This window comes from Flavobacterium davisii (assembly GCF_042182265.1).
Lineage (GTDB): Bacteria > Bacteroidota > Bacteroidia > Flavobacteriales > Flavobacteriaceae > Flavobacterium > Flavobacterium davisii.
The window spans coordinates 1,987,991-2,011,559 of record NZ_CP097869.1 but is presented as its reverse complement, the minus strand read 5'-3'; the positions used below and the strand labels follow the sequence as shown (position 1 = coordinate 2,011,559).

Genomic DNA, 23,569 nt, shown 5'->3' with positions numbered 1-23,569 from the left:
TATACAACATTGAATAGAATAAGTTTTAACTAAAAAACTAAGCAATGAATAAAAAAATCATCCTATTATTAGTTTTTATACAACTATCTTTTTTTTCTTATTCACAAACAATTTCTCTTTCAGAACAAGCAGTATTTAGTATACTAACTGTGGACGTAGCAGCTGAATCACATACTTTATACGGACATACTGCTCTACGTGTTAAAGACCCTATTACAGGAATTGATGTCGTATATAATTATGGAATGTTTGATTTTGGAACACCTCATTTTATTTTAAAATTCACAAAAGGTGATTTACAATACTATGCTGCTGTGTACTCTTATGCTGATTTTGAGTATAATTACAGAGAGGAAAATAGAAGTATTTATGAACAAATTCTAAATCTTTCCATTAATGAAAAAAACAAACTTTTTGAAGCATTAAATAAATCTGTATTTTCGGATAATAAATATTATACTTATAAATTTATTGATCGGAACTGCACAACAAAAGTAATTGACATCGTTAACTCCGTTTTAAAAAATCATCCCATTGTAAATACACTGCATTTAAAAGAAAGTTATCGAGAAGTCTTATATAACTACCAAAGTAAACAATATTGGTTAAATTTAGGGATTAATATAATATTTGGTCATCGTCCTGATGAACAAGCAAACGTTTTATTTTTACCTCTAGACTTAATGAAAGTACTGGAAAAAACCAAATATAATGGAAAACCTTTGGTTAAAAAAACTCAAACATTATATAATGCTTCTACTACACTAGACAAAAGTTTCTCTTTTTTAAATAGTTGCATCCCTTTAATTTTTATATTAAGCTTACTTATTTATATTAATAAAAAGTCTTTAAATATGATTTATTGGATTTTAATGGGATCTATTGGCTTATTTTTTATAATAGTCAGTTTATATTCACTTCATCAAGAAGTATTATGGAACTACAATATCCTTTTATTTAACCCTCTTTATTTAATAATAACTTATTTCTTATTAAAAAAACGAGTTCAAACAGCTTCTAAAACCGCCTTTATATGTCTTATTTGCATCAGTTGCTATTTATTATATATGCTTAACAAACCGCACTTATTTCTTATGATTCCTTTAGTTGTCACTAGTTTTGTTCTTACTTTTAGGGTCTACAATATTCATTTACAAAAAAAATAAAAAAGATTTGCTTACTCCTTTATTTTTCAAGTACGTTTTATAAAGTAACGACTTAAGTCTTTTACTATCTATTGAGAAAAATAATTTTCAAAATAAACTTTAAAACACTCAAAAGAAAAATTAAAGTTATGATCTGTTTTTATTTTTTTACTTCTTGAAATATTTCCATAAAATAAAATGATTATTGTCCACGATAAAACAAAATGGTACTAATGGTTTTTATCATAATATTTAAATCGATAAAAACGCCTCTATGTTTTATATAATATAAATCATATTGTAACTTTATCAAACTATCTTTTAACGATTCACCATAAGAATAATTAACTTGAGCCCAGCCTGTCAATCCAGGTTTGATAACATGTCTTGTTTGATAAAAAGGCATCATTTCATTAATCTGATCTACAAAAATGGGACGTTCAGGTCTAGGTCCTATAATTCCCATTTCATTTTTTAATACATTCAGAAATTGAGGAATTTCATCTAAACGTGATTTTCTTAAAAATCTACCAAAAGAAGTTATACGAATATCATTAGAAGTAGCAAAAACGGCACCATTAACCTCAGCATTTACTAACATAGATCGTAATTTATAAATATTAAATATTTTTCCATTTTTACCTACACGCTCTTGCTTGTATAACAAAGGGCCTCTATTAGCTATTAGATTTCCTAAAAATATAAAAGGTAAAATAAGCCCACCTACTAATAAACCTATAGAAGAAATTAAGACTTCCATAATACGAACATAAATCAAATACAATCGATTTTGATTATTTCGAGAAAACGGAAAATAACGATAAAAATCTCTTTCCGCAAATTGAACAGGGATTCGTTGAGTAATAGCTTCATAAACTTGTGAATATTCTCTTACAGAAAAACCATTTTCTACAAGGTATAATAACTTTTCATAAAGTTCTACAGGCATTCCTATTGTTCTTGAAGAAGCCACTACTACTTCTGAAATTTGCTTTGTTTTTATATAATCTATCAGGTCATTTGTTATAACTTTCGTCACAAATTCTTCATTATCTTTTGATTCGTTTTGAGATAAATTGACATATCCTAATATGATGTAATGAGGATCATTTTTTCTAAGTCCATTTACTAACTCTGCTACTTCTTTTTCTTCACAAATTAGTAATGCTTTTTTAACAAACCTATGTGATGCTAAATAATTGGCATATATCAATCTCCATAGCATCAAAGCTGTAGTGATTGCTAGATAAAACAAGAGAATTTGCATTCTATTTTCAGGTAAAGGAGGGGTTAAAAAAGGGGTTAGCAAATAGATCAAAACAGTCATTGAACTAGTCAGTACTATACTCTTTGAAATATTTGTTTGACTACTTGCTGTAGGTAAATCGTACATTTCAAAAATAGTTCCAAAAAACAATAAGTATACCGATAAAATAAGAATTGAATAAATATTTTGATTTAAAAATGTGATGTAGCCAAAATTAAAATAGTTTCCTATAAAATAGAGAAAAACAAAAACAACGAAGATATCAAAAAATCGAAGTAATATTTTTCTTTCTGAAATTTCAAAATGCAAATGTTTCTTATCTGTCATATCTTTGGGGCTCTGGCCTGCAAATTAGACAAATAAGAGGAAAAAAAAAAGGGTCATCATAAAGTTTAATTACCTACTTAATTATGTGTTTTAAGAAGTCAAATTTTATTCCGTATTATACAATCTTTGTGAGAAACCCAAATTTTCGCATTAGATTCGAATGAAGTGAATTGCGGAGATCTAATTCGCCTTATTATAATAAAATTCAAGTACTTAATAAAATTTTAATAATCAAAAGTGTCCTATCTCTCCTTCTAAAATTTTCTATAAGCATTTCAATTTATTTTTTTGTTTTACAACAAAATCTAATTCGGAATTTGGTTTTAAATTATTAAACCAACAAATCCTTCCAATATATTTGTACTTGTTGCCAGTCAAAACTTTCTACTTTTTTTCTAGCTTGATTGGATATTTCAAGACTTTTATTCGGTTCTGTTAGTAGAATTTGAATAGCAGACACCATTTCCTCAACCGCATTATCGGGTATTAACAAAGCTTCTTGTTGATCTAAAAGTAAAAAAGGGATTCCTCCAACTCTAGTACTAATTATTGGCAGTCCTAATGCCATAGCTTCTAATATGCTAACAGGTGTATTGTCAAAATGCGTTGTATTTATAAAAACATCATAATATTGAGCTATTTTTATCCATTCTTCTTTAGATAGTTTTCCTGTAAAAACCACCTTCATCTCTTTTTCATCTGCATATTTTTTTGTTTGTTCTAAACTACCATCTTTATCAGGCCCTACCATGCATAATTCTGCTAAAGGATATTTTTTCTTTAGTTCATATAAAACATCTATTGCCATTTTAGGATTATAAATAGAAGCAAAAGCTCTTACCCAAAGTAACTTGGGATGTAAATTGGTTCTTGATTTAAATTGGTATTTTTCTATCTCAATTGTATTAGGAATATAGAGCGTGTTGTTAAATCCTTTTTCTGTAAAACACTTTAATAAATAATTTGAAGGAGCTACATTTTTATAAGCATTCTTAAAAATTAATTGGCTTAATTTAGGGTTTTTATTTAACCGATGTGGTAGGTTTCCTCCGTGTAATATGGGAATGTATGGAATATTTAGGATTCTAGCTATTTGACTTATAAAAAACGTATACCAAAAAGCGGAGGTACTATAAGTATCTATTAACAAGTAATTTGTTTTTCTATGCTTTACAACTGCAAAGAACATATCTATCAACCTAAAAAAAGGATTTTTAAAAGAGGATGCTACCGATACTTCATATCCTATTGATTTTAGTTGGGAACTTAAAGTATCAATTGTGGTCGCGTTATATCCTTTGGCTGACAGGTTGTTACCTAGATAAAGTACTTGTATCTTCTTCATTATAATTATAAAATTTTACTTTTAACAAAGATAAAGCATAAATCAGAGCTGGTGCTGCTAAACGCATTGCAGCATGGTTTACGGTAATAAACCAAAACAAAAAAAAAGATAAAAAAAACAAATGTTCTTTATTATTCATATAAGAAAAAAGAGGCACAAAAAACAACATTAATAAACTGATCACGCCAAGCATCCCATGTTCTGCTAAGGATCTAGTAAACTCGCTATGTGTAGGAACATCCATCCCTGTCAATTCTTGCCTAAATTCTTTGTTCTTACCTACTCCTACTCCAAAAATTGGGTTCTCAAAAAACATATTTAGCTCCGTTTTAGCGATATCTTCTCTGCCACTAAATCGAGATTTTTTTATTCTACCAATTGCATCTTGATTAGCATAACGTTTTTCTATCAAACCATCTGTTTCAAAGGAACTATAATACCACACTATTCCTCCTGTAGACATTAAAAACAAACTTACTATTACTATTTTAAGTTTTATTTCATTTTTAGCCCTACTAAAAACATATATCATAAATACCAAAATCATAACCAAACCACAGTACATTCCTCCTCTAGAAAAAGTCAACAAACATCTATAAGAGAACAAGGATGCTAAAAAAAAGTTCACAAGGATTTGAATTTTTGATTTAGAATTTAAAAGAAATTGTACAAAAAAGAGAAACATTCCTAATCCTAAAACAGTTGAAACTTGATTAGGTCCAAACCCTCCGGAAGTAGCAAAATTAGAACTTGTATCAACAATTACATTTTTAACAGATGGATTAAATAATATTAGGTAAATTATTATAGATAAAAGGGGGTAACTTATGTACAATAACAATTTTAATAATAATTCATACCTAATTTTATAATCATAACAATACAATGATGCTATAGCTAAGCAAATTGGCCCTGATATGTTAAATGAAATAGCTTTTCTTATTTCTGTATCAATATTTAAAGTTAAAAAACCAATAATTAATGAAGGAATCAATAGTAACAAATAAAGTAAATACCAATAGGCAGTCTTTGAAACTCCTTTGTAATACATTCCAAAAATTAAAAAAACAATTACGACATATTTACCATATTCATTAATGTGCATTGCATTCGTCATTCTTAACAATACTTCTAGACCTATCACATATCCAGAAAACAAGAGGGCTTCATCATTTTTATTCTTTTTCAGATAAATAACAAAAATGCCAAAAAAGAAAACAAATGCACTATAAAAATTAGCTATAAAGGGCACTATAAATATCAGTAGACCTAAAACTAAATGAAGGGCATAATATCTTAAATAATTATTAGTCAACTGTGTTTCCATTGTATATAAAACTAATAAAATCTGAAATTATTTTTCTTTCATCAAACTCATTATTTATTTTTTCCTTTAAAATCATACCTTTCTCCCTTCTTAAATTCTCGTCTTTTATCAGACTTTTTAATGCTACAAAAAATGATTGATGATCATTGGATTTTACACAAAAACCATTATTAGAATTAATAATGAACGGAATTTCACCGACATCTGTAACCACTACCCCTAAACTATGATAACCATATTCTAACAAAGCGACAGGAAACCCTTCTGAAATAGATGTTAAAATTCCTATTTGTGATTCTTTTAGAACAGAAAAAGTATTGGAAATACTTCCATAAAGAAAAACATTTCCTTCTAATTTATAGTCTATAATTTTTTCTTTAAGCAATTTCGAGTAATCATCATTAAAATCTTTACCTACTAAATGAAAAGTCCAATCTGCAAATTCTTCTCTAATCATTTTAGCAACTTCTATAAGCATAAAATGATTTTTTTGAGGCCTTAAATTTGCTAAGCAAATAATCTTTTTTCCTTCCTTTCCTTTTAATTTTAATTGAAAATCATTCTCAGAAGAGAAATCGATAAAATTAGGCAAATATTTAACATTTTTACAAAAAAGATTTTTTAAAGACCAATTTAATAGTAATTTATTCACAACAATTATTCTGTCTAAAAAAAAAGAACATAATATTAAAGGTAAATTCTGAAAAAAAGTATTCTTGTATCTAAAACCATAATGATCATGCCAAATAATTTTTATGTTAGGAAGAAACATTTTAACACATAATGCTAGAAAAAAAGAGGATCCATGTGCCTGGATGTAATTAATTTTATTCTTTTTTAAGTATTTATAGAATTTTAAAAGTGCTTTTATGTCTAAAACGCTTTTCCTTTCTAAAAAAAAATAGTCTACTTTTTCATTGATTTTTTTGCGCAAAAGTCCTTCTTTTCGGCTAGTTATAATTCCCGAAAATAAAATACTTCTTGATAGAGCATTAGCATAACTCACAGCCATTTTTTCTGCTCCTCCTACTTCAAGACTATCTATTAATTGTACTATTCGCATAGACTACTTATAAATTGTTTTGAATCAATATATGTCTTTTTTAAGGGACCTCTATAATTAAAAATCTTTTTTTCAGGTTCTTCAAAAGTATTTCCATCATAAACATAAAAAAAATTATTACCTAGTTTATGCAAATCTAAATGGTGCATCCCTGCATTAAATTCTTTTATATTTTTCTGTTGTTCTAAATAAAAAGGGCTAACCCTATGCAATTTATATTTATTTTTAACTTTGGAAATACTATATAAAGAAAGCCCATAGCCATACGCTTCAGAACAATTTTGAACTGGTAATAATAATTTCCCTTTATCTCTTATAATTCTTCCTCCTGGTCTATATTCTGTACCTCTAAGTATTCCCTTTTGTTTCAGTTTCCATTTACCAAATAATGAGTTCGATACATATAAATTTAAATCTAAATTCTTACCTCCTCCAAAAATTAAATTAATAGAATCTGAAAGATAAATTGTAGGATCTTTTAACTGGCAATTTTTAATTAATGTATCACATATTTTCCATTTATATGGAAATTTCACAGCTTCATACAATAAAACATGTCCTGAAGCTTGTGTTTCTGGTAACATATAAAACTTTTTATCTTTTTTAAATACTTGTGGATAAGACATATGAAAAGTCTCTTTGATGGCATTTTTTACATAACGGAATTTTTTTCCATCCTTTGAGGCAAAAACACCAATTGTTCCGTTATCATATTTACTTTGATTTTCAAAAAAAATATAAATAGAATCATTAAATTCAATCCAAAAGGGATCCGCTATAAAACTTGTTGAATCTTTAGAAACAGCATTTTTAAATATCAAGTTCCATTTATTAATATTCATTTTTTCAGGAAAATGATTGGATATACCAAAACCAATAGACCATCCAGAACGTTTAGATACAAAAAAAGGGGTTTTATAATTTATAACACAAACTAATAGAAATCCTATAATTACAAAAAATGCAGAAACTCCCAAAAAACTTTTTTTCATAATATTTTTCTAGTTTATTAATTTCTCAATTTCGTTTTCAAATTGATCAATAGTAATTTTTCTAGACCACTCAGCTCCTTTAAAAGTTATATTTTCCAACATAATTTCATTATTTATAATATTCATAATAGTTTTTACATCTTCATCTAAATTTAGAGATAATATAATACCTCTCTCTCCCTTAGCAATCATAAAAGGAATACAAGATATAGAGGTAACTATGGGAATACATTTAAAAATCATAGCTTCTGCTACAACTTTAGGCCATCCCTCACTTTTAGATGGTAAAATTAAAAAATGACTTCTTTGATACGCTCTAATTATTTCTTCTTTTGATTGGTTCCCTTTTAAAAAAATTTTTTCAGATAAGTTATTCTTTTTTATCCATTGAATAATTTCATTACTCAATTCTCCTTGTCCATAAAACTCCATTCTAGCATTAATCCCTATTTCTATTAATTTTCCAACTAATTTCAACGCATATAAAGGTCTTTTCCCTCTTGATAAAGTTCCAACGAATAAAAAATTAGCTTCTAAATTTATTTTTCCTTTTTCAAATACATTTTCTAAAAGTAGTCTTCTTATTTCCTCTTCAGAGTACGTTGCTGTAAAAAAAGGTTTGATATTTTTGGTTTGATTTGGCCATTCTCCATATACTAAAACTTGCATATTTTTTGTAAGAATAGTATTTGATAAAATCCATTTTTGCAATTTATAAGACCATGGTTGCTTAGCTTTGGGATCCCAATTTCCAGCATATTTTGCTGTTTTTTTCTTTTTTGGAAAAAATATCTGTATAATAGCTCCCAGTAATCCCATATTTCCTGGACAACGCAAATGTATGTGATCTGCTTGTTGGAAGGCTTTAATAATTTGAAAAATCAAAATTGGCAAATTCTTTATAAAAGAAAAAAAAGCACTACGATTTGTAATACTAAAACTAGGTACTTGTAACCAATTCTTTTTTTGATGTTCATAAGGTAACCAAATAGGATCTATGATTCCTTTTGATTTAGGTGCAACTAAGATTAATTCATCTACGTTTTTCAACCATAAATTCATTTCCCTAATATAAGGAGCATAACCAAATATCTGATTATCTTTGTTTATATGTTGTACGTGGGTAATTATTACAAACCGCATCAATATCTTATTTATTGAGGTTTTTTGGCAAATATACTAATCCAACCCCAAATTCTTCCTAAAGATTCTTGAAAAGCTTCTTTCTTTTTATTTCCCTTAAGAATATTTGTCATTCTAATTATAAGTAATACACCTATTATTACATGCCATTTATAACGGTCTATCAATTTAGGATTAGGATTTTTAACTCGCCAAACATACCATCCATTTCTTACAATCATTTTCCCATATTTAAATCTATTAGGGCGTCCTGAAGGAGCATGATGATGTTCTAATCTTGCAGCAGTATTACAATATAATTCCCCTAATTGGGAAGCTCTAATGGAAAAATCTGCATCTTCATACAAACCATATCCTTGAAAATAAGTTGAAAACTGGATTTTTTCAAACAAATCTTTTTTAAAAGACGAAACTCCTCCCATTAACTGTTCTACAGGATACGTTTTACCGCTTGGAGGTAAAAAGCTCAAACTTCTTCCATGAGAAAACAAGGGAAAATATCCTGGAGGACTATCTGTATCTAATTTAAAAATTTTACGAAATTTGAATCGACTGGGTTCTTTTCGTATAAATCCATCCCAATAAAAGTAATTTAAATCAATGTTTTCCTTTTGACTCTTTTCCCACTTTACCTCATTAGTAATATAACCTCCTACTCCTAATGCTTTTGGAAAAACAAGATATGTATTTAGTATTTCTTCAAAATAATTCGTTTCCAGAATAACGTCATCATCTAAAAAACAAACGACATCTGTTTCTTTATTTACTTTTGTAATACCGAAATTTCTTTGTTTTGTAAGACCTCTTTCTGCTTCAGAAACTTGATAATATATAAGATTTTTATAATTGTTTTTTAAAAGTGTTTCTTTTGTTTCTCTATCAGGAGATCCATCTACAATAATTATTTGGTTAGGATATACACTTTGTTTTATTACAGACTCTAACAAACTAGTTAAAGCGTTTTTCCTTTTATAGGTACAAATAATAAGAGAAAAATTCATATCTAATACTAGTCTAAAATTTGAAAAAAATAATCTATCCTATTTAATTTATTCAACATAAGCTGACGATTAGCATATTGTATATTTTTTAATTCTTCATTAGTTTTAGATTCATGAAATTCTATTATTTTTTGAATACAATCATTTTCCTTGACTATTATACAGTGTTTTTCCCAATTTATTTTATCATGGAGTGGTAATCTTATATCTGTATCCAATATAATTGGAATTCTCCCCATAATAAGTGTTTCATAAAATCGTACAGAAAAATTACCAGAACCACGCATACAAAAAGTATATAAATTTTCTTGAATATTCTTAAAAAACTCAAGAGTTGTATTTACTTTATCTAATTGAGAATTAGCTCCTGCTCTATATTTAGCTCGATAAATAAATTTAGTATCTATATTACTTGCATTTTTAAGTACTTCTAACAAATGAAATCTTTTATTACTTGAGGGATAAAAAAACTGATAATCAGTTTTATCAATCTTCAGAGATCTTTTAATTTGATGTTTAGTATATATCAAAAATTCTTTAATTATTTTGGAAAAAGAACCATTTGAATGACCTACAAAACCTACTGAAGGTTTAATATTTTTCTCAATAATAAACCATTTCAATCCCAATACACTTATGGGATCATTTATAAACGAAGGAATAACATGCGTATTTGTATCTAATTTTGAATTAAATCCACCAAGACGAAATGTATATAAATTATTATTAAAAGGTAAAGTTATCCCAAAATCTCCCCCTGTATAAACCCAAACAATCTTATTTAACTTTCTTGCTTCATCTAAAAAATCAAACCAATCCTTTCTTTTTCCTGAATTATAAATTGATGTCAATTCTAAAGGGAAAATATGTATATCAGCTCTATCGGGTTCATCCTGAAAATAAAAATTACTAATAGCAACTGGATTTTTTAAATAAAAGACATCAAATAATAAAGGAAAAACTATTTTCCTATTAGCGGGTATTAATGTTTTTGTATTGGTATAAAACGTGATCAATTATCTTATATATAAAGTATTAAACTTATCCTTTCTGAATGTTTCTATAAGAATCATTTTATTCATAACAACATCATATTTACAAGGTTTAAATCCGTATAGCAACAATGTATCATGTATGACTTCATCTTCAACATTGAATTTAGTGGATGAATTATTAATTTCAATTAGAATATATTTCAAAGAGGGGGCTTTCAAAATTTGATCAGCTCCTTGCAAAACAAATAACTCATAACCTTCAACATCAATTTTTAGCATAGTGGGGTTAACATTTATCAAAACTTCATCTAACACTAGTACTTTAATTTTTCTAACTTCTGCTTCATTATCTAGTGCCACTGAATTCATAACATCTTTGTTTGTTGTAAAATTTAAAAATTCATTTTTATTTCCCACCCCTACATTATAAAGTTCAACGTTTTCCAGAATATTCAACTCAACATTTCGTTTAAGTTTTTCAAAAGTTTCTTTAATAGGCTCAAAAGCATACACTTGAGCCCCATTATTTGCTGCTAATAAAGAAAAATGTCCAACATTGGCTCCTATATCAACAAAAACATCTTGTGAAGAAATATTATTTATAACAAACATCGAATCTTCGTAATCGAAAAGTTTAAAATAAATATTAGGAACAATTCCTGCATCTCCTTTTTGAGCATAAAATTTAAGTCCATTAACCCAGCGATAAACCTTTGGTTTATTATTAATTATAGCCCCCAAATTAAATAACAAATACCTAAAAAGCGCTCCATAAGGATTGCTTTTTGTTACTGGATGGCTCTTAAATTTTAAAAACCTTTTCTTTATTTTTTTTATTATCATTTCTAAAGTTTTGCTGACCAATATTTACTTTGTTTCCATTGCTTTTCAAACCCTTTTACTTTCCAAAATTGATATTTATATGTTTTTAAAAACAAGCGTAATCTATACCCTAACATTTGTTCCTTAGTGCTATATTTTTTTTTCACATACATTATAGTAGGTGATGGTTTTGGCTGTATTGGTTCCTTTTCCCATGGATGAACAAATTTAGTTCTAAACCCGCCCATTGGTGCTTTTAAATGAATTATCTTGATAATAGGATTATATATAATATCAAAACCATTATTTCTTAATTTCAAACCATACTCTGTATCTTCTCCATAACCAAATTCCAACTTTAGTTCAAACCCAATCGTTTTTGTAATTTCACTTTTGATAAATGAATTACCAGAACCAAATATCGTAGTTTGACTGATAGAATTATACAATTGAGTTTCGTCTCTTAATAGATAATTAGTCGAAAAAACGCTTAAATGATAATCAATTAAAAATTTAAGTGCCTCTTTTATTAAATTCTCATCAAATCTATTATCATCATCATTAAAAAAACACCATTTACTCTCTAACAAATCCAACGCTTTATTTCTAGCCTGACATGCACCCGTTTGATGGATAAAAACATGTTTAATTTGAAATGGCCATTGTTCAGTAGTTAAATAATCCAATTCTGAATTACTATCGGGATTCGGATTTTGCTCTACAATTATAACATTTTTAGGCAAATGGATTTGCCCACTTAAATCCTTTAAAACGTCATAAAGATACTTTTTTCTTCCAATGGTAGGAATGATTACATCGATGGTTTCCAATTCCCAATCGATTGTCTTTTGTGGTTCCTCAAAAACAATTGTTTCTTTTTGATACTCTAATTGTCTTTGAAAAAGGGATAATAACCATGATAAAAAACAAAATCGCTTTTCAAAAATGAAAAAACAAAATAACAAAAAGTGTTTCCATACCCACTTGTATTGTTGTGCTACAAAAGAAAACAATTCCTTTGATGTAGCCTTGGGATAGGCTATCTGAAATCTGGAATCCACTAACAACATGGGTTCTGAATAACAAAATAGACCTAAGGGTTGATATAATTTCGCAACAGTATTTAAAACATAATCTAAATTATTACTAATTCCCCAACAGGATTTAGATAGTAAAAGAATTGTACTAGATTGCATTGCCCCCACCACACTACTCATTTGCCATGTGGGATAGCAAACTTGTTTATTAATATTTATGAAAGGTGATTCTTCTACATAACCAATGGCACCTGAAAAAAAATTACCCATTGGATTATAAGAATACATATAGCGATTATGTGGAAATGCATTTTCAATAAATGCGCGATTTAATTTAGAATAATACGATTCATTACACCAAACTATCACTTCACTTGGATAGTTGGAAGCCAGTAAACAAATGGATTTCGCTATTGACTCCTCTTGAATTATAATCTTGTACTCGACTTCACTAACTCCCTCGATTTTTTTTACTTTGTGAAAATCATGAACCAATACAATCATAACAAATCTTTATAAAATTGAATATTTAGGTCTACTACATGCTGAATATCAAAATGATTGGAAACAAATTGAAATGCTTCATTACCTATTGATTTACACAAAACTTCATCATGTAGTAACGTTATTATTCGATTAGCATATTCTTCATGATGTGATGGATACACTAAAAAACCGCTTTTCCCATCTTCCATCAATTCTTGAGCCCAACCAATATTACTATTTACCACGGCTTTTTGCATGGCCATTGATTCTATGGTTACCATACCCAAAGTCTCTGCATAAGTAGGAAAAATACAAACATTTGCTTTTTGAATATAATTTTGTACTTCTGTATAAGGCATTTTACCTAAATAGAAAACTTGCTTCAAATCATTTTCGTGAAACTGTTGTTGAACTAACTCCCAAGTAGATTTATTTCCTGTAGTTATATCACCAGAATCATTACCTATTAAAATTAATTTGACTTCTGGAAATTCTTTTCTTACTCTATGGAAAATTCCAGGTAATTCAAAAACGCCTTTTTTTCTTATGATTGTACCTATATATAAAAGTAAGCCTTTATCAAAACGTTCTGGATGTTTATTATTAAATTGGGTTAAATCTAAACCGTAATGTATCGTTTTTATCTTCTTTTTGTGCAGTCCAAAAAGTTTAGCTGAAATTTCACCTGCATATTTTGTGGGGGCGATATAGCCATTTGCTTTTCTTATTGCCAAAGTTTCAAATAACCGATTTTTAATTTTCTGTTTTCTTTTTTCTACATGACAAAAATAGGTATCACTCCCATGAAAACGAATTACTAATGGCGATTTAAAACGCATAAATGCGGTAATTCCTGTCCAATCGGGTGCTTCTATCAAATCAATTTTTTCTGATTGTATTACTTTGTTTATGTATTTTTGAATATATCTTCTATAAAAAAACCATTTTCCAAATGGGTATTTTTTATCATAAATTAGATGAAAAACAATCCCGTTTTCTTGAAAAACTTCAAATTTTGGTTGTCCATATATAAAAATAGTCACCTTTACTTCTTTAGCAATCAAAGCGAGTACCAAGTTTTGAATACTGGTACCTAGACCCCCCGAATGTTTTATTTTTAAATGTGGATATTCTGGAGTTAAAAAAGCTATATGCATAATTTAATTTTAAAAAAAATCTTTAATAATTTTTACAGTAAACATTCTCGCTCCAGCTTCATTCATGTGACCACAAGAAGAAAAATATTTATCTTCATTTATGCTGTTTTCATAGTTATGAACTTCTGGATATACTTTTTTAATCATATCAAAATATTCAATCTTTTTTACATTAGAACACATTGGTGTACTGACAACTATAAGATTGATCTTATTTTTTCTACAAATATCTTTAATAAATTCATAATCTTTATTTTTCTTTGGATAATACTTCGTTAAATCATAACTCATATTTTCTCCCACTCCATGTAAAGCATAAAATCCATGATTTAAAACACTTTTTGAGGGTTTATCTATTAAAGAAAAAATCATTTCTCTAAAACCAATTTGAGAATCATACTGAATATAGCGATAAAACGGTATGTAATATAATAAATTAAATTCTGGAATAATAGCTTTATAATAATTTGAAACACTTGTATTTGACTTTAAATATGGCATAAAAAAAGCCCTTACCCCCTCTGAATACCCCTCAGAATTGATATTCAGATCAATTTCTAAAATAATATTTTTAAAATGATACCCTTTATCAATCATCAATCGTAACAACAATGCTGATTCTTGTAATCTAGCACCACTCATCCCATAATTATAAGATGTATACCCTTTTTCAATAAAAAGATCTGGTATAAAATGATTATTAGCTCTAGAAGAACCCAACATAATTACATCATACATTTTGGGTTCAGAATTGATAACCTTTTGAATTTTATTCCTTTTATCCGATTTTGAATATACATTTGAATAGAGCAAATCTAGAGTAAAACTTGACAATAAAATTATTAAAACTATTTTCCCAATAAAAATTAAAAACTGTTTCATTAGAATTGGAAGTAAATAAATTCTTTATAATCAGAATAAACGCCTAAAGTTAATAAAGCTATAATAACTAAAGTAACTTTTAGCCAAGTTCTTTTTCCTGATAAAGGTTCTATTTTTGAACGATTAAACCATTCTACCAATACAAAAGCCAGTAGTAAAAATAGTAATTCAAAGCTGTATCGTTCATTACTCAAATACTGAGTGTTAAAATGGAAATTCGTTACCATTTTTTGGATATATCTAATAGATTCTGTAATAGTATTAGATCTAAAGAAAATCCATGCGATTGTAGTTAAGACAAATGTACACAGAATATTTAAAATAGTTTTTATGCTATTCACATTCCAACCCATTTCGATTTCACCCATATTAGAGCGATTTTTATTTTGTAACAACAACGGTAAGAAGTAAATCGCATTCAACAAACCCCAAAAAATGAACGTCCAATTAGCTCCATGCCAAAAACCACTTACCAAGAAAATGATAAATGTATTTCTTATTTTCGTCCACATACTACCTTTACTTCCTCCTAATGGAATATATAAATAATCACGAAACCAAGACGACAACGAAATGTGCCAACGACGCCAAAACTCGGCAATATCTCTAGAAAAATAGGGATAATTAAAATTCTTTAACAAATCAATCCCAAACAACTTAGATGTCCCCAAGGCAATATCAGAATAGCCTGAAAAATCACCATAAATCTGAAATGCAAAATATACTGCTCCTAAAATTAATGATAATGAGTTCATAGATTGATAATTATCAAAAACAGCATCAGCATAAGTTGCACAATTATCAGCAATCACTATTTTTTTAAATAATCCCCAAATAATTTGATAAACACCTTCTTTTGCCTTTTCAGCATTAAAATATCGTTTGGTTTTTACTTGTGGTAATAAGTGCGTAGCTCTTTCTATTGGTCCTGCTACTAAAAGTGGAAAATAACTTACAAATAATGAATAATCTATAAAATTATGTTCTGCTTTAATTCGTTTATAATAAATATCAAGCACATACGACAACCCATGAAACGTATAAAAAGAGATCCCGACAGGAAGAATTAACTGCAATAATGTAGGATTCATTTGAAATCCGAAATCTTTTAACAAATCAGTAAACGATTGGACAAAAAAATTGTAGTATTTAAAAATACCCAAAAAGCCTAAGTTTATTCCAATAGTTAACCACAACCAACGTTTTCTCATTTTGCCAGTTGTACTCTTTTCCATCATAATAGCACTGAAGTAATCTAGAAAAGTGGAAAACACTAATAAAAACAAAAAACGCCAATCCCAACAAGAATAGAAATAATAACTTGCTACAATGAGCACTATATTTTGAGTGTTCTTGTTTTTTCCAAAGATAAACCAGTATAAGATAAAAACAATAGGTAAAAATATTGCGAAAGATAACGAATTGAAAAACATCTGATTATTAATCCTTTATTTTATTTGAAAATATTATTGAAAATTCTTTTGCACCAGTATGATTCAGATGATAACCATTTTTAAATAAATTAGATTCGGTAATTGAAGTAGAAAAATCCCAAAAAACAGGATAATGATTCCTTAATTGTGAAACAAAATTAAGATTTTTAGTATCCCTCCTGAACGGTGCTGTAAAAAAAACATAATTCATGCCATTAGTTTTCATAAATTGTAATGTTTCTTTATTGATTTCATTATTTAAAACGCTTGTTGGTAATATTCTTTGCCAAGTATTACCATTTCCATATAAAGGCTCATATCCAATTGTGGTGTCAAATTTGTTTTTTCGGAACAAAGCAGCTAACAGGTCTCTCATACCTAATTTGGAACTATTTTTTAAATATTTATAAAAGGGGAAATAAACTAAAAAGAGATAATCCTTTTCATCATAATAATAAGATTTTATTATGCTATTTTCTTGTATATATGGCAACATATCTAAATATAAAAAATTAGATTTATCAGTTGAATTATAATAATAATCCGTTTGAACAAAAATTGAATCCGATTTTATATTGTAAAATTTAGTAAGTTTCAATAATGTTAAAATGTCTTTAGGTTTTGCATCCATTACGCCAAAATTTATACTTGTCCTATTCAAACAAGAATCTATAATTTTTGGATTAATATGATTTACAACCCTCGACGAACCGTAAAATATATAGTTATATTTTTTATTTTGCTTATTTTTTATAAATTGAAATTTAGAATAGTTTGTTTTTTCAGTATAACAAAAGGTGTAAATTGACTCTAGCAAAAACGAAGTTGAAATGAATATAAATAATATCTTAGAAATAAAGTAAAAAAAATCTCTCATTTATTTAAAAGTAGATTAATTTCTTTCCAAATTTTTTCTGATGCCAAAGTTGGTTCTTCTCCAACTACAATATCAAACCATTTTTTTCCGTCAGAAACATTCGATTTTCTTCCATCTAAAATGGCTTTTACGATAGAAGTCAAGGCTGCTTTATCATGTACAAACAAGGCTGCTTGTTGAGAAGGCATTGAACGAAAATGGATGTATTTATAATTTTGTCCAATATCTCTAATTCCTTTTTTTAATTGTGGCTGTTCGTAATCAAAAAACAAACATGATTTATTATGTGCTACAAAATCAAATACCATAGACGAGGCAATATTTCCTACAAATTCAGTATGTTCACAAATGTTAGATTGCAACGCAAAGTCTTCTTTTGTTGGCATAATTTCATTCCATGTTTTTCCTATAGGACGCCATAAAGGATCTATGGAAACGATGACATCTTTATATTTATTTAATATAATTTGATATCTATCTGTAAAATCTACTGGACATTTACGATAAATTATTCCTAAATTATATCCTTGACGATTCAATTCTCTTACCGATATTGCCAAGTCTTCTAAATAATATTGATCCAAAGGAGAGGTTACGATATCATCTCCAGAAAAACAAATGTATTTTTTTTCAATTTCTAATTCATGTTGTGCGTAAAAGTCCTCTTTACTTTGTAACAAATCTGGATCAAAATGGCTTTCGAATTGAGGAGTACCTGTTACAAAAATATTTTCCGGAATCACATACGGACAATATTGCAACAATTCATTTTTCATATATTCACTCCAAACAAAATAATAATCTGTTTCTATTAAGGTTGTTGCCTTGGGTAAATTATCCCATGAAAATATAAAAGTTGCTGTAGGTATTCCTAAATCTTGCGCTGCTAAAATAGGCGCTATGGCTTGCGTAGGTCTTGGATTGGTACAAAAAACAAAATCTGGTTTTTGTTCTTCTAATTGTCTTTTACAATAATGGTATTTTTCGGTTGATCGTTCTGCTTTTTTTATTTTTTCTCGAATTACTTTTACTCCTTTCTCATTGGATTTAGTGGCTACGAGAAAATCAACATACAAACTTTTAAATGCGTTTTTGAATCCTTTATAGGATTGTGGAAAATTATAGGTATTGTATACTGTTTCTTTAAATTTTTTGTCAAATAAATTTAATTCTGATCTTTTTCTGGCTCTGGTAAAAACAGTTGTTAGTGGATGTAATTTATTATTGGTAATTTTTAATTCTTGGTATCCAATCTCTGCCTCAATTTCAAAAGGGGTATTGTTCCAATAAACAATCTCAAATCCTAATTTTTTCCCTATTTGGTTAAAATTTGTAAGCGCAAAATTCCTCAAGCCGACTCCATCTGGTAGGAAAATAAATATTTTTTTTGATGACATAAATGTCTTTTTTAAACTTTTTTAAATTTTAATTTGTCTCTTTGGATTTGTTCGATTGGTAAAATATCTTGCTCTTTATAAGACAATGCTTTGTAAACGGCTTTTAAATCTCTTGCTAATTTTCGCATTCCTTCTGGTTCTAAAGATGCCGCATGATCCGTCCCTTTCCATGTTCTATCTAATGTATAATGACGCTCAATAACATTTGCTCCTAGAGTAAAAGCGGCCACATCTACAGCAATACCTAAATGATGTCCTGAAAAACCAATATGTTTGACTTTATCTCCGTATTTTTGAATTAGTAAGTTGATATCTAAAAGACAAACATCTTCAAATGGAACAGGATATCCTGATGTACAATTGTATAACACTAGATCTTTGTTTCTTCCTTTTTCTATAAAATAATTAACTAAAGAATCTACCTCATCTTTTGTGGTCATTCCTGTTGAAATATGAATTTCTCCTTTGTAATTGTCACACAACCACTGTAGCATTTCAAAATTATTATTGCATGCGGATGGTATTTTTATAAAATCTGGCTCTAGAGAAGCTATTTCTTTAGCGGATGTGGTATCCCAAACTGATGTGGAATATACAATTCCTAATTCTTCGCAATATTTTTTTAGTTCGGCATGTTGATTAGCATCAAATTCTAAAAATTCTCTGTGCGCCCCATAAGTATCTCCATACGAATTTACAGGATTAGGATGTGGCGCATTATATTGTTCTTCTGTTAGCAACTCTTTATTGTTCCTTTTTTGAAATTTGACAGCATCTGCATTACAATATACTTTTGCCATTTTTATCAATTCTTTGGCAATTTCCATTTTTCCTTTATGGTTACATCCTATTTCAGCAATTACATAGGGTTTTTTAAATGTCATATCTTTTATTGTATTTCATTATCCATTCACATGTTTCTCTTATAGCTCCTTCTGAAGAATTCTGATTTAAAATGATATCTGCGTTGTTTTTCAGCGTTACTGTGGCGTTTTGTGGTGTAAAAGACCAACCAACGGAACAAATACAGGTTAAATCATTTACATCATCTCCTACATAAGCTATATTTCCAAAACTAGTATTTTTATTTAAAACAAAAGATTTTAACAATGAAAATTTATCTTTTACTCCTAAAAAAAGATTTTTAATTTGCAATTTTTTCATTCTTTCTTCTACTAGTTTGGAATTTTCAGAGGTTATTACAACAACCTCAACGCCATTTTGTCTGAGAATTTCTAATCCCATTCCATCACGCATATCGAATTTTTTCATTAGTTCTCCTTCTTTTCCGTAGTAAACACATCCATCGGTGAATACTCCGTCAACATCTAGCACTAAATAATCTATTCTTTTTTGCTCTTTTAATTGTTTTTGTCTTTTAGCTAATAGCTTTTCTGTTATTTCCCAATCTGTTAAACTGTCGATCTCTGTTAATGATTCTTCTGGCATTTCAACTACTGCTATCTTTCCACTTATTCTATTATTGGATTGTACAAATTCTTTTTTTGTAGTGGCATAAATTGCACCATTTTCTATTAAGAGTCCATCAAAATCTTGTCTTCTAGGTCGTTTAAATATATCATAATTTTGTGCTTTCCCTTCATTTGACCAAATAAATCGGTGTGTTTTAACCACACTTAAAGCGGCATCATAATTTTCATCGAGTTTATTTAATACCTTATTGATATCATTAGATGTTGTAAATGGAGATGTTGCTTGTAATAAGCACAATACATCAAAATCATAATTAATTTTTTCTACAAATTCTTTCATGGCACTTTCTGTTGATGCTGTATCGTTTGCATTTTCAGCACTTCTTAAAAGAGGGTGTACCTTGTTTGTCCAAGTATATTCTTTTTCGATGAATTTTAGTATTTCTTCATCATCTGTAAAAACAAAAATTTGATCTAATTCGGAAAAAATTGCTTCTGTTAATATCCAACAAAAGAGAGGACGTCCTAGCATTTTTTTTTTATTTTTTCCTTGAATTCCTTTGGATCCTTTTCGTAACGGAATAAGTGCGACTTGTTTCATTTATTTACTTTGAAAATAATGTTCTCTAATTTTTAAAAAATATTTTTCTACATAATAGGTCATGAAATAACCAAAAAAACAGCTAAAAAACAAGACAAGAATAAAGTGAATGTAATGATTTTCAACATTTAATTGTTTAACCTCAAATATAACAAATGTATGAATTACATAAATTGAATATGAACAGAAACCTATCTTGGCTATAATATCAACAATAAACTTTGATAAACTTTGATCTAAAATTTTATTAACATTAGGAATAAATAAAATAAAGCATAAGAAAATTCCAAATGCAATATAGACCAACGTAAAGCCTATTGTTTTTACAAAGAAAGAATTTAATGGCTCTATAAATGGGGTAAAGGTTAAAAATAATACAGCTAAAAAAAGTAAACAATTCCTTAATTCATTAAATTTTTTTCTAAAAAAATCTTGTTTAAAATGGTACAAATAAGAAATCAAAACACCAAATAACAAAGCATCGACTCTCAAATGTGTCATTGTAAAATTGCGTATGGATTGTTCTTCAAAACAAAAATTTGAAATGACACGAAATAATAGGATTAATACTAATATAAAAACTAAAATTTTTTCTGTAAAAAAATTAGTGTAGGAAAAAAAAATCTTATCTAATCTTTTATTATTCAAAACTAAATAAAAGCTTAAAACCAATCCAAAATAAAAATGTTCCTCAACTGCTAATGACCAACTTGCTGGGTAAGCGTATCCCCAACCTGTTGCATAATTTTGTAAAAACAGTAAATCTGTAGCTATTTTTCTAAAATCTAATATTTTATTATTCGAATAAAATGGTATTAGATACAAAATATAAAACAAATAAAAAATTGGATAAATTTTAAATCCTCTTCTTATTAAAAAACGTTTACCATCAATTTTATTATGTTTTTGATATTCCTTAAAAAGCAATCCCGAAACTAAAAATCCACTCAAAACAAAAAATAAATCAACTCCAATCCATCCCATTTTTTCTGTCCAATAAAATAAAAATTGATGGCGAAGTAAAACCAATAAAATTGCGATCCCTCTAAGAAAATCTAGTTCTCTCAATCTATTCATAACTTATTTTCTATTAATTTTTGATTTATACCTATTGTCAACTCTCCAAAATAGGTTAATTCAAAACCATAATTTTCTAATATTGTTATGATATCTTTACTACAATCAAACTCTTTATGAATTTCAATTGCAATACATTTCGTCTTTTTTAAAAAATCTATTGATGCTTTTTTACTAAAAATTTGCTTTTCTGAACCTTCAATATCAATTTTAAAAATATCTATATTTTCAAATTTAGATTTTTCCAAAACAAAATCAACCGTAAAAGCTTTTATATCAGTCTCATAACAAGATTCTTCAACACGAACAGCCCAATCAGAGCGATCTCTAAAATCACGTACTATTTTCAAACTGGTATTTTTATTCCACAACCCTCCTTTAAACAAATAAGCCTCTGTATTATTTAGTGTAAAATTTTTTTTGATCATACAAAAATTCGTGCTACTTGGTTCAATGATAGCTAAATTAACTTTAGGGAAAATACTTTTAAAATAAACAGAAGTATATCCAACGTTTCCTCCTGCATCAATTATGTATTGGGGTGTAGTTCCGAAAAAATCACGGTATAAATCTACTACTTTCTTATATTCATTTCCTCTAAAGACTTGTCCAAAAACTTTCACATCACTAGACGGTAATTTTCTTATATACAAATCAACTTTTGAATCAAATAACCTTACTTTATATTTTTCTGAATCTTCAGAAACTAAAACACCATTTGAAAAAATTAAATGATGATAAAGTTCATTTATTAATTTTTGTTTCCGAGTTGGTCTTAATCTAAAAATTTTCAGCAAATAATAAAAAAATAAGATTACTTTATTTTTAAAATCAATTCTGTGTAAATTTTTTAATTTAAGCATCTTTTTTATTTAATTGATTAGCAATCCAAAATTTAATTTTTAAAATCATAAAATCTCTTTTCATAGTTTTAAAATATGAAATTGTATTTAATATAGAAATCTTTTTAATAAAGGACAGAAGCAACTTCAACTTATTAGGAAATTTCAATTCTGAATGTAATTTAAAATGAGCTAAAGTTTCATTTTTAATTCTATTTAACTCAGACATTTCATCTCTTTTTATATCATAAAAAAAGGTTTCATTTATATCATAAATACTATAACCTAATTGGGTAACACGACTTGACCATTCTTTATCTTCACTAAATGGTAAAGAATCGTCAAATTTTACTTCTTCCCAAACTTCTTTAGAAACCAAACAACATGCCGCCATCAATCCAAAATCCAATGGCTTCTTAACTTCAAAATCATATTCTAATGCACGTTCAAAATTTTTTGCAGAATTAATAAAACGAACGCCTGCCCACTTTTTTTTATTTTGAACAAAAGAAAGAGAATTTTTAAAAAAGCTATTCCCCATAGGAATTACATGAGTACTTAATAACAAAACAACGTTATTTTTTGCTGACTCAATCCCCATATTAATTGCTTTTCCATAAGTAAATTTGTCTATAAAAATGATTTTACATTTATAACTTTTTGCTATTTCAACACTATTATCATTCGAATAATTATCAACTAAAATAATTTCATCTATATCATCATGATAAAACTTTGTCAAAATTTTCAAAGTTCGTTCAAGTAACTTAGCTTCATTTTTATTTCGGATAACAATACTAATCATAATTTTATTTATTTTATGAGACTCCTCTATAACAATAATCCTCTTATCTAAATGGTATAAACTATGTTTCTTTTTAGGATAGAGGTTAATTAAACAATATTTTCAAAGAATTTAC

The 23,569-nt window shown here is 27.8% G+C and carries 21 protein-coding genes; 1 reads left to right on the top strand and 20 read right to left on the bottom strand.

Translation table 11 applies throughout. The annotated features are described in order from the left end of the window. The first annotated feature begins 44 nt into the window (after nt 1-44). Nucleotides 45-1,166 (top strand): DUF4105 domain-containing protein, encoded by a 1,122-nt coding sequence (locus NAB20_RS08445; RefSeq protein ID WP_105197009.1) that lies wholly within the window; start codon nt 45-47, stop codon nt 1,164-1,166. A gap of 181 nt (nt 1,167-1,347) precedes the next feature. Here NAB20_RS08445 and NAB20_RS08440 read toward each other — a convergent pair whose 3' ends face one another. The 20 genes from NAB20_RS08440 to NAB20_RS08345 form a co-directional block, all read right to left on the bottom strand. After that, a complete protein-coding gene (locus NAB20_RS08440; RefSeq protein ID WP_105197008.1) occupies nt 1,348-2,739 on the bottom strand; it encodes an exopolysaccharide biosynthesis polyprenyl glycosylphosphotransferase in 1,392 nt (463 codons plus the stop codon). 331 nt (nt 2,740-3,070) lie between these two features. Then, nucleotides 3,071-4,084 (bottom strand): glycosyltransferase family 4 protein, encoded by a 1,014-nt coding sequence (locus NAB20_RS08435; RefSeq protein ID WP_375604977.1) that lies wholly within the window; start codon nt 4,082-4,084, stop codon nt 3,071-3,073. Continuing rightward, nucleotides 4,053-5,411 carry an O-antigen ligase gene (locus tag NAB20_RS08430; protein ID WP_105197006.1) on the bottom strand — a complete coding sequence of 453 codons (1,359 nt, stop codon included), beginning with the start codon at nt 5,409-5,411 and terminating at the stop codon, nt 4,053-4,055. Before NAB20_RS08430 ends, NAB20_RS08435 begins: the two co-directional genes overlap by 32 nt. Then, complete coding sequence (locus tag NAB20_RS08425) at nt 5,392-6,474, bottom strand: glycosyltransferase (protein WP_127822927.1); 1,083 nt, start codon at nt 6,472-6,474, stop codon at nt 5,392-5,394. The genes NAB20_RS08430 and NAB20_RS08425 overlap by 20 nt, the downstream gene beginning before the upstream one ends. After that, nucleotides 6,465-7,466, bottom strand: a complete 1,002-nt coding sequence (locus tag NAB20_RS08420) for a hypothetical protein (RefSeq protein WP_127822926.1) — start codon at nt 7,464-7,466, stop codon at nt 6,465-6,467. The genes NAB20_RS08425 and NAB20_RS08420 overlap by 10 nt, the downstream gene beginning before the upstream one ends. 9 nt (nt 7,467-7,475) lie before the next feature. Next, nucleotides 7,476-8,609 carry a glycosyltransferase gene (locus tag NAB20_RS08415; protein WP_375604976.1) on the bottom strand — a complete coding sequence of 378 codons (1,134 nt, stop codon included), beginning with the start codon at nt 8,607-8,609 and terminating at the stop codon, nt 7,476-7,478. An 11-nt stretch (nt 8,610-8,620) separates the two neighbouring features. Further along, the gene (locus NAB20_RS08410) at nt 8,621-9,610 is read right to left on the bottom strand and encodes a glycosyltransferase family 2 protein (RefSeq protein ID WP_105197002.1); all 990 of its coding nucleotides are present in this window, start codon (nt 9,608-9,610) and stop codon (nt 8,621-8,623) included. An 8-nt stretch (nt 9,611-9,618) separates the two neighbouring features. After that, the gene (locus NAB20_RS08405; protein ID WP_105197001.1) at nt 9,619-10,626 is read right to left on the bottom strand and encodes an exostosin family protein; all 1,008 of its coding nucleotides are present in this window, start codon (nt 10,624-10,626) and stop codon (nt 9,619-9,621) included. Further along, entirely contained in the window at nt 10,627-11,448 is an 822-nt protein-coding gene (locus NAB20_RS08400) for an FkbM family methyltransferase (RefSeq protein WP_375604975.1), read from the bottom strand. It abuts the gene before it with no gap. Nucleotides 11,449-11,450: 2 nt separating this feature from the next. Continuing rightward, the gene (locus NAB20_RS08395) at nt 11,451-12,968 is read right to left on the bottom strand and encodes a glycosyltransferase family 2 protein (protein ID WP_375604974.1); all 1,518 of its coding nucleotides are present in this window, start codon (nt 12,966-12,968) and stop codon (nt 11,451-11,453) included. After that, nucleotides 12,965-14,107: a glycosyltransferase family 4 protein gene (locus NAB20_RS08390; RefSeq protein WP_105196998.1), complete on the bottom strand. Its 1,143-nt coding sequence runs from the start codon at nt 14,105-14,107 to the stop codon at nt 12,965-12,967. The genes NAB20_RS08395 and NAB20_RS08390 overlap by 4 nt, the downstream gene beginning before the upstream one ends. A 9-nt stretch (nt 14,108-14,116) precedes the next feature. Further along, nucleotides 14,117-14,989: a hypothetical protein gene (locus NAB20_RS08385; protein WP_375604973.1), complete on the bottom strand. Its 873-nt coding sequence runs from the start codon at nt 14,987-14,989 to the stop codon at nt 14,117-14,119. Continuing rightward, nucleotides 14,989-16,422, bottom strand: a complete 1,434-nt coding sequence (locus tag NAB20_RS08380) for an MBOAT family protein (RefSeq protein WP_105196996.1) — start codon at nt 16,420-16,422, stop codon at nt 14,989-14,991. Before NAB20_RS08380 ends, NAB20_RS08385 begins: the two co-directional genes overlap by 1 nt. A 7-nt stretch (nt 16,423-16,429) precedes the next feature. Next, nucleotides 16,430-17,053 (bottom strand): hypothetical protein, encoded by a 624-nt coding sequence (locus NAB20_RS08375; protein WP_127822923.1) that lies wholly within the window; start codon nt 17,051-17,053, stop codon nt 16,430-16,432. A gap of 242 nt (nt 17,054-17,295) precedes the next feature. Continuing rightward, nucleotides 17,296-18,696 carry a UDP-glycosyltransferase gene (locus tag NAB20_RS08370; protein ID WP_105196994.1) on the bottom strand — a complete coding sequence of 467 codons (1,401 nt, stop codon included), beginning with the start codon at nt 18,694-18,696 and terminating at the stop codon, nt 17,296-17,298. Nucleotides 18,697-18,707: 11 nt separating this feature from the next. After that, a complete protein-coding gene (locus NAB20_RS08365; RefSeq protein ID WP_105196993.1) occupies nt 18,708-19,580 on the bottom strand; it encodes an N-acetylneuraminate synthase family protein in 873 nt (290 codons plus the stop codon). Beyond that, nucleotides 19,570-20,730: an acylneuraminate cytidylyltransferase gene (locus NAB20_RS08360; protein WP_127822921.1), complete on the bottom strand. Its 1,161-nt coding sequence runs from the start codon at nt 20,728-20,730 to the stop codon at nt 19,570-19,572. Before NAB20_RS08360 ends, NAB20_RS08365 begins: the two co-directional genes overlap by 11 nt. Beyond that, complete coding sequence (locus NAB20_RS08355; protein ID WP_375604972.1) at nt 20,731-21,807, bottom strand: acyltransferase family protein; 1,077 nt, start codon at nt 21,805-21,807, stop codon at nt 20,731-20,733. Continuing rightward, the gene (locus tag NAB20_RS08350) at nt 21,804-22,670 is read right to left on the bottom strand and encodes an FkbM family methyltransferase (RefSeq protein ID WP_127822920.1); all 867 of its coding nucleotides are present in this window, start codon (nt 22,668-22,670) and stop codon (nt 21,804-21,806) included. The genes NAB20_RS08355 and NAB20_RS08350 overlap by 4 nt, the downstream gene beginning before the upstream one ends. Next, entirely contained in the window at nt 22,663-23,454 is a 792-nt protein-coding gene (locus tag NAB20_RS08345) for a glycosyltransferase family 2 protein (protein WP_375604971.1), read from the bottom strand. The genes NAB20_RS08350 and NAB20_RS08345 overlap by 8 nt, the downstream gene beginning before the upstream one ends. Between the last annotated feature and the right edge of the window lie 115 nt (nt 23,455-23,569).